The sequence below is a fragment of the Muricoccus harenae genome, assembly GCF_009848505.1.
Lineage (GTDB): Bacteria > Pseudomonadota > Alphaproteobacteria > Acetobacterales > Acetobacteraceae > Roseomonas > Roseomonas harenae.
On sequence record NZ_WWDL01000069.1, the window covers coordinates 1 to 7,113 of the forward strand.

Below are 7,113 nucleotides of genomic sequence, written 5' to 3' on the forward strand. Positions count from 1 at the left end.
CCTTCCCATCGCGTCGCACTCCAAGAAGGACTTCAGATCGTACCTCCAATCTGGCATCTTGAACGGGCTTGATGCGGCCAAGATCAACTTTCTCAGCCCTTGGTGGCGGGTCCCACCCTCTCCGCCATTTTCGACTCGCCGCCTGCGTCCGTGTGCCTCCGCCCACCTCCGGGCTTGACAGACAAGCTGTTGATACGGCGCCGTTTTATGCCCTGCAGGCTGTTGTTTTCGGTAAGGTGCTTCCGCCCGGCAGCCCACCCGCGACTCGTGGGCTGAGCCCGGGGTCCAGGGGGAAGGCCAAAGTAGCCAAGGTCAGGGACAGAGCGGTTGAGGAGTTCCCCACCGTGCCGGGACGCCACGGCTGTGGGAGAGGTCTATAGCTGCAAGTCCGAGACGCGGAACACCTGGCCTGACCCCGGATGCGGCTCCATGGGTTACAGGAGAGTTGGCCCATGTATCGACGGGCCCGGCTGGGCGTGCCGGAGGGCAGCGTAGGCGGGCCCGATCAGGCGGGGCAAAGTGACTTCCGGCGCAGGTGGCCTGTACCCGAGCGCGCTGTGAGGCCTCAAGGTATTGTCATGGCGCCGCCACCGCTCGATCAGCACCTCGGCTTTCTTCAGGGAATGGAAAAGCTCCCGGTCAAGCAGCCGCGCATTCTCCCGCACCAGTTCTTTCATCCGCCGGGCCTGGTCGGCCTTCAGCCCGCCATACTCGGAGCGCCAGCGATAAAAGCTCGCCCCCACACCCCAACCCATGGCAGACCTCGCCTACCGTCCGGCCTTGCGCCAGCTCAACCTCCGCCTGCCGCAGCAGCCCGATGATCTGCTCCGGCGTCAAACGCTTCCCAGGCATCCTGACCTCCTCCAGGAGGCCAACTCTCTCACCAAAGTCGGAACCAGCTCAGGGGCACAGGCCACATCTGCGAACGACGGTAGATTGGACCGGCGGAGATGACGGTGGCTGACCTTCGCGAGGCTGCCATTGTCAACACCCTGCTCGAGGGCGACCAACTGGATGTCGCAGGAAACTTAGCGCGTCGGTCAACGCTCGCCGAAGAGGGTCGTGGACCGGCTCGCAGGTGGATGGACAGTCCGTCCCCACCCAAACCGAGAGACGGAGGTTGGAACGATGGACGAAGATCGCGTGGGCGGCATGGCCGACAAGGCCTTAGGCGGCGTGAAGTCAGGCGTGGGCGACATCACCGGCGATGCGAAGCTTCAGACGGAGGGTGCCGCGGACAAGGTGGTCGGCACCGTCCGCAACGCAGTCGGCGGGGTCAAGGACGCGGCGAACGACGCTGCCGAGACAGTGACGGGGCAGGCCTCGGACCTCGGGCAGCGGGCCAGCCGCATGATGGATGAAGGAACCGGTCCGCTCCTAGATCAGGTCGGGCGCAAGGCTAGCGCCTACGGCAGCCAGGCACGTGACGTCGTCGCCTCGGGAGCGGAAAGCGCCTCCAACGTGGTGCGCGGCTACCCTCTCGTGACGGTCGGGCTCGTCGCCGTGCTGGCTTTCCTTGTGGGGCGGGTGACGGCGCCAGAGCCGAAGCCCTGGTATCGGCGCGACTGGACCTGAGAAACGCGGCAGGCTTTTCGTAGGAGAGGTGGCCACCAGGGAGACCTGTCCGGTCAAGGATAGGCTCCCTGTCTATGCGGCTTTCGAGATCGAGGCTCGCTTCTGAGCAGCCCCGAAGCGCTTCGCGGCATAAGTAGTTCGGTCCTGGACAGGCGCATCGCGCCCAATGCCAGCCAACGTTACGTCCAATTGGGAATTACGCCTGGAACTCGGCCAGTGCGAGGAGAGGCTGGCTACCGCGCGTGCCGCTCAGAGGCGGCCATTCCGCTTGCGGCCAACTTCGCCTACTCAGCTCAGCGCCCAGTTCAGCCGTTCGCTCGCCACGACCGGTTCCCCGAGCAGCCAATCCGCGAACCATCGGATGCCGTCTCGGCGGGCTCAACCGCTACTATGGGGCTGTGGCTGTCAACGGTCTGTGGCACAGGCACGCCCGCCCCTCGGCTTCCGATTGCAGTGCCCCTGGGGCACTGCAATCGCATCCCGACCGGGCACAACCGCGCCGGGCGTCGCCAGCCGCTCATCGTGCTTTCCTTCGGCACGCGCGAGGTGTGCCTTGTGCTCCCACAAGATTCCTCAAAGGCGGCAGGAAGGTTCTCAGCCACCGCTGACGGCAGGTTGTCGGCCCGGAACTGGCCATGATCTCGCGCCGACGCGTGACGTGGGCCTCTCTCTGGCGGACATGGCGCCGAACCATCTCCAGCTCCGTTTCGGGCCTAAACATCGTTCGTGCCCCCTGCTGGTTCGGCGAGGTGCAGAGGGTGCGTCTCGCGTTCTCGGCTGCTGTAACCCCCACCTGCAACATGAGTTATAGAGAAGAAGCTGTGGTGGGTCGGAGGCGCCTCCCGCGAGCCTGCTCTCCGTGGGGCCGCTCCCCTGCACGAGCAAGACCACAGCCCTTACTGCCAAGAGCCCCCCAGCAATGTGTGACATCCTGGTGGTCGAAGACGAGGACACAATGCGGATGGTCGTCGATATGCTGGAGGATGATGGCTTCCAGGCGCGGGAAGCAGCGACGCTCGCTGAGGCACTCCGTGCGGCTTCGGAGTCACCTGGATGCTTGGTCCTGGTCACGGATATCACTTGAGAACTCGTGTTCGGCGAGCATGCCGGACGCTGCAAGGCGGCATGGACGAGAGTAACTCCCCGCCATCAAGCTGCCCTTCTCAGTTCCGAATGGACTCTGCGGCCTGCCGGTGGAACTGGCTGCCAACAGAGGAGGGGAAGCAGTGGACATCCTGACATCGACGAAGGGCTACGAAGCGTACCTCCGGATCGAACTCGGTCGGGAGGTTGTCGATGAGGGTTTGACCGAGAAGCGTTCCGAGATGAGGGCGGGCCCTTTCCCCTTCCTGCGTGCGACCTACTGGCGGTGGACCGAGATCGTACTCGAACTCGCTCCCGAGTTGGCCTCGGCACCCAAAGTTCTGGCCGTCGGCGACATCCATCTCGAGAACTTCGGAACGTGGCGCGACGCGGACGGGCGCCTGGTTTGGGGCGTGAACGACTACGACGAGGCCGCCGAGATGCCCTACGCCCTCGATCTCCTCCGCCTTGCGACCAGTGGCCTGCTGGCAGGGGCCGAGCACAAGGCCGAGGCCATCGCCGAGGCCATCCTCGACGGGTATGCGCAGGGCCTGGAGGACCCGGGGCCCGCCGTGCTCGACCGGAAGTTGGCCTGGCTACGTGAAGCGGTGATGGTTCCGGAGGGCCACCGACAGGAGTTCTGGGACAAGCTCAAGAGAAAGCGGAAGAAGTTCGAGGTCCGGACAGAGGCCGAGCGTCCGAAACTCTGGCCTCGATACGAGGCGGCCTTGCGCGCGACCCTGCCACCCGGCTCGGACGAGCCGAGGATCTGGTACCGCAGCGCAGGCGTCGGCAGCCTGGGGCGCCCTCGCTGGGTCGCGCAGGCCCAGTGGTGCGGCGACTGGGTCGTCCGCGAGGCCAAGGCTGTTGTCCCGTCTGCCTGGACGCGCGTGCATGAGGCGGGAGGTCGCTCCATCCGCTGCATCGAGATCGCGACTGGCCGCTACCGGGCGCCGGACCCGTGGTACCGCGTGATCGACGGCGTGGCGGTGAGGCGGCTCTCCCCGAACAACCGCAAGATCGAGACCGATAAGCCGCTCTCACGGGAGGCGGAGGATGGCCCCGAGGAAACCTTGGGGCGGGATGTCCTGCTCGGTCGGCCAATGCTGGAGGCGATGGGCCGGGAGCTCGCATCCATCCACCTCGCCACAAAGGACGCAGGTGAGGACGTCCGGCGTGACTTTGCTGCGCGTGGGCGCGCATGGCTCGCGAAGGGGGCCGCTGTCGCCGCCGAGAGGATAGCGGCGGAACAGGCTGAGTTCGCGGCGACTCCGGAGGTGCCCTGACAACCGCCGGGCGTTGCTACCAGCTTCGGCTGGCTGCTCATCTGGCATCACCGATTCATGCGAAGCTGTCCGGTGTGTCGAGTCATCCTCGAGCCCCGTGTCATCGTAGACGGGGCTCGAAACTGAGCCACGACACGTTGCCCCCGACATCAGCACCTGCCAACCTGGCCCACGACCATGATGACCGGCACGGGACTTGACCGGGTCCGGGCGCAGGCGCGCCGGACGACCTTGTTCGCCCCCACAACCCTGTCCGACGCCATGCACCGGCTCGGCTTCGTGCAGGCGGACCCGATCCGGGCGCCCGCCCGCGCGCAGGACCTCATCCTGCGGCACCGAGTCAGTGCCTACCGCGCCGAGGACCTGGAGCGCCGCTTCACCCGGCTCGGGTTAGAGGAGGATTTCCTCTACGCCTATGGGTTCATGCCCGCCGAAACCCGGCACCTGCTCCACCCACGCTCGGATCCGGATACCGAGGCGGGCGTCCACCGTCCGACCGAGCTCGCGACGGAGGTGCTGGCGTTCGTGCGTGCATACGGCCCGACCCATCCCAGGGATTTGGAGGAACGCTTCGGCCGGGAGCGCGCCGTGAATGCCTGGGGCGGCTTCTCTAAGGCGACCACGCGGGCGCTGGAGAGCCTGCACCACTATGGACTTCTGCGAGTGGCGCGGCGCCGTGACGGCATTCGGATCTACGAGGCGACCGCGCCGACGCCGCCCGCGGCCGACACGACAGCGCGGGCACGGCGGTCGGTGATGCTGGTGGCCCGTATCCTGGCCCCGATATCCCTGGTCAGCCTGAGGGGCGCACTGGCGCTGATGTCGAGGCGCAACCCGGGTCTCGGGCCTCTCGCGCCGGTTGTCACCGCCGCGCTCAAGAGCGGGGAGCTGGAGGGCGAGGAGATCGAGGGCGAGTACTATGTCTGGCCAGCTTCGGAGGGCGCTGGGGATTCCCAAGCGGCTCCGCGTGATGTCCGCCTGCTGGCGCCTTTCGACCCGCTGGTCTGGGACCGTCGCCGATTCGAGCACCTCTGGGGATGGGTCTACCGGTTCGAGGCCTACACGCCCCCGCCGCGGCGGCGGTTCGGCTACTATGCCCTGCCGGTGCTCTGGGGCGACGCGGTGATCGGCTGGGCCAATGTCGCCCTCGCCGGAGGACGGATCGAAGTGGCCCTGGGCTATGCGCAAGCGGCTCCGCGCAGCCAAGCCTTCCGCCTTGCGCTCGATGCCGAGCTGGCGCGGATGGAGCGGTTCCTGAGCGAGCGGAACACGGTGCTGTCGGAACCGGGGCGCTTGAGAATCCGTTGATTGAGCCTGCAGCGGTGCGGACCTGTAGGTGCCCTTGTTTGCGGTGAATTCCGTCTGGCAAGCCGTACCCGTCCGATATGTCTGACGAGGTGTGGGCGCTGCTCGCGCCCTATCCGACGCTGCTGCCCGAGGATGCCGGGCAGCGTGAGCACCCATTGCGGAAGATTTTCAGCGGGCTGCGATATCTGGTCCGCTACTGCGTGGCTTGGCGGGCAATGCCCAATGGTCTGCCGCCCTGGCACGCGGTCTATGACCAGGCCCGGCGCTGGCTCAGAGCAGGCTGCTTCGAGATGCTGGTGCACAACCTGCGCGCCGTGCGGCGCCTGGGGCCGCCGTCCATTGCGTCTGGAGCGGCAGGCGGCTGGCACCGGATATCTTGGACGTAGACCACTGCCTGCCGTGGTCGGCTTGGCCCTGCGGTGACCTCTGGAACCTGATGCCTTGAGAGCTGTGCGCGGAAGGCTTGATCCGGTGCAGCGTACTCTGATTCGATGCTCTTGCGAGCGGGACGGAGGCGGTCGTGGCACGACGGCGAATTGGGCAGGAACGGCTGGTCGTAGGTGGTGAGGCCCCGCTGCGCGGCGGCGCGTCGCTGGACGAGGTTGCTGCCCTGATCGATTGGGCCGAGTTGGACGCGCTACTCGCCGGCATTTCGGCGTCGGCCAAAGGCGAGCTTGGCTGGCCGCTGCTGGCACTGTTTCGTGCGCTGCTGCTAGCCACATGGCACGACCTCTCCGACGTGCGGCTCGCTGAGGCGCTGGACGACCGTGCCAGCTTCCGCCGGTTCTGCGGCTTTGCCAATCACGAGCCAACGCCCGAGCGGACCACCTTCGTCCGCTTCCGCGCCGCGCTACTGCGCCGCGGGCTGGACCGGGCTTTGTTTGAGGCGGTCACGCGCCAGCTCGATGCCCGCGGCGTGGTGGTGCGCACCGGCACCCTGGTGGATGCGACGCATCTGCCGTCGGCCAGCATCAAGTGCGACGGTGAGGCGCGCTGGGCGGGTCACCGCCGACGTAAGCCGGTTCATGGCTACAAAGCTCATGTCGCCACCGACCAGGACGCGGGGCTGATCCGTGGTGTCGAGGTCACCACGGCCAACGTCCATGACGCGGCAGAACTGGCCGCGATCCTGCCGGAGGCGCCTGGCCCGGTGTACGGCGACACCGCCTTCTCGGGCAGCAAGCCGGAGGCGGCCATCCGCGCCTGCGGTGGCACACCCCACGTCACGCACAAGAGCACTTGGGGTGGGCCGGCGGCGCTTGCACGATTAGAGGCACACAACGCCGACGTGCGGCGGGTGCGCGGCCGGATCGAGAAGGTGTTCGGCACGGTCAAGCGCTCCTACGGCTTACGTCGGATGCGGTGGCTGGGACTGGCCCGCGCGGGACTGCAAGTTCGGCTCGCGGCAATGGCCTACAACCTTCGCCGCAGCTGGCGTCTGCTCGAGGATGCGCCTGCCTGAGACAAGCTCGAGCTGTGCCCGTCGAACCGCTAGAAAGCCCGCCAGCGGGGTAAATGGACGGCCTCCGGTCCTCAACGCAGCCCCGCGAACCCTAAACTTGGCCAGAACGGCTGAAAACCGCAGCTATCAAGCCTTCCGCGCACAGCTCTCGCCTTCCCACCGGCGGGTGAACCAGCAGAGCAAGCGCGAGCGGCTGCCCTCCGCCGAAGCCCTGCACCAGGCGGGACCGGCGATCGCCGACTGGTGTTCAGCGACAACCATCTTGGCCGGTGCCGACAGGCAAGTTGGCCGGTGGCCCCGGACGCAGGTCGGGCGTAGCCCGGCCGGAGACCGGGGCCACCGGCGCGATCGTCTCTATCGGGGATGATGGCGTGGGGTGCTGGCCGCTGCGGGCCGGTA

6 protein-coding genes and 1 pseudogene are annotated in these 7,113 nt (G+C 67.0%); 6 read left to right on the forward strand and 1 reads right to left on the reverse strand.

The annotated features are described in order from the left end of the window. Positions 1-434: 434 nt before the first annotated feature. Positions 435-647: pseudogene (locus GSE44_RS24665) on the reverse strand (integrase core domain-containing protein); the annotation flags it as partial. Positions 648-1,128: 481 nt separating this feature from the next. Here GSE44_RS24665 and GSE44_RS24670 point away from each other — a divergent pair. The 6 genes from GSE44_RS24670 (at position 1,129) to GSE44_RS24695 (ending at position 6,714) form a co-directional block, all read left to right on the forward strand. Next, a complete protein-coding gene (locus GSE44_RS24670; RefSeq protein ID WP_159351479.1) occupies positions 1,129-1,575 on the forward strand; it encodes a CsbD family protein in 447 nt (148 codons plus the stop codon). Positions 1,576-2,494: 919 nt separating this feature from the next. Then, positions 2,495-2,659 (forward strand): hypothetical protein, encoded by a 165-nt coding sequence (locus tag GSE44_RS24675; protein ID WP_159351480.1) that lies wholly within the window; start codon positions 2,495-2,497, stop codon positions 2,657-2,659. Positions 2,660-2,801: 142 nt separating this feature from the next. After that, positions 2,802-3,944, forward strand: coding sequence for a DUF2252 family protein (locus GSE44_RS24680; protein WP_201306241.1), 1,143 nt, complete (start codon positions 2,802-2,804; stop codon positions 3,942-3,944). A 231-nt stretch (positions 3,945-4,175) separates the two neighbouring features. Continuing rightward, positions 4,176-5,252 (forward strand): DNA glycosylase AlkZ-like family protein, encoded by a 1,077-nt coding sequence (locus GSE44_RS24685; protein ID WP_201306242.1) that lies wholly within the window; start codon positions 4,176-4,178, stop codon positions 5,250-5,252. Between the two features lie 77 nt (positions 5,253-5,329). Next, positions 5,330-5,638, forward strand: a complete 309-nt coding sequence (locus tag GSE44_RS24690) for a transposase (RefSeq protein WP_159351482.1) — start codon at positions 5,330-5,332, stop codon at positions 5,636-5,638. Positions 5,639-5,772: 134 nt separating this feature from the next. Next, the gene (locus GSE44_RS24695) at positions 5,773-6,714 is read left to right on the forward strand and encodes an IS5 family transposase (protein ID WP_159351483.1); all 942 of its coding nucleotides are present in this window, start codon (positions 5,773-5,775) and stop codon (positions 6,712-6,714) included. Positions 6,715-7,113 lie beyond the last annotated feature (399 nt).

What these genes read in the sequence shown, in the direction of transcription:
- GSE44_RS24675 (WP_159351480.1), top strand. Translation starts at nt 2,495, where the DNA reads ATGTGTGACATCCTGGTGGTCGAAGACGAGGACACAATGCGGATGGTC.
- GSE44_RS24690 (WP_159351482.1), top strand. Translation starts at nt 5,330, where the DNA reads ATGTCTGACGAGGTGTGGGCGCTGCTCGCGCCCTATCCGACGCTGCTG.
- GSE44_RS24670 (WP_159351479.1), top strand. Translation starts at nt 1,129, where the DNA reads ATGGACGAAGATCGCGTGGGCGGCATGGCCGACAAGGCCTTAGGCGGC.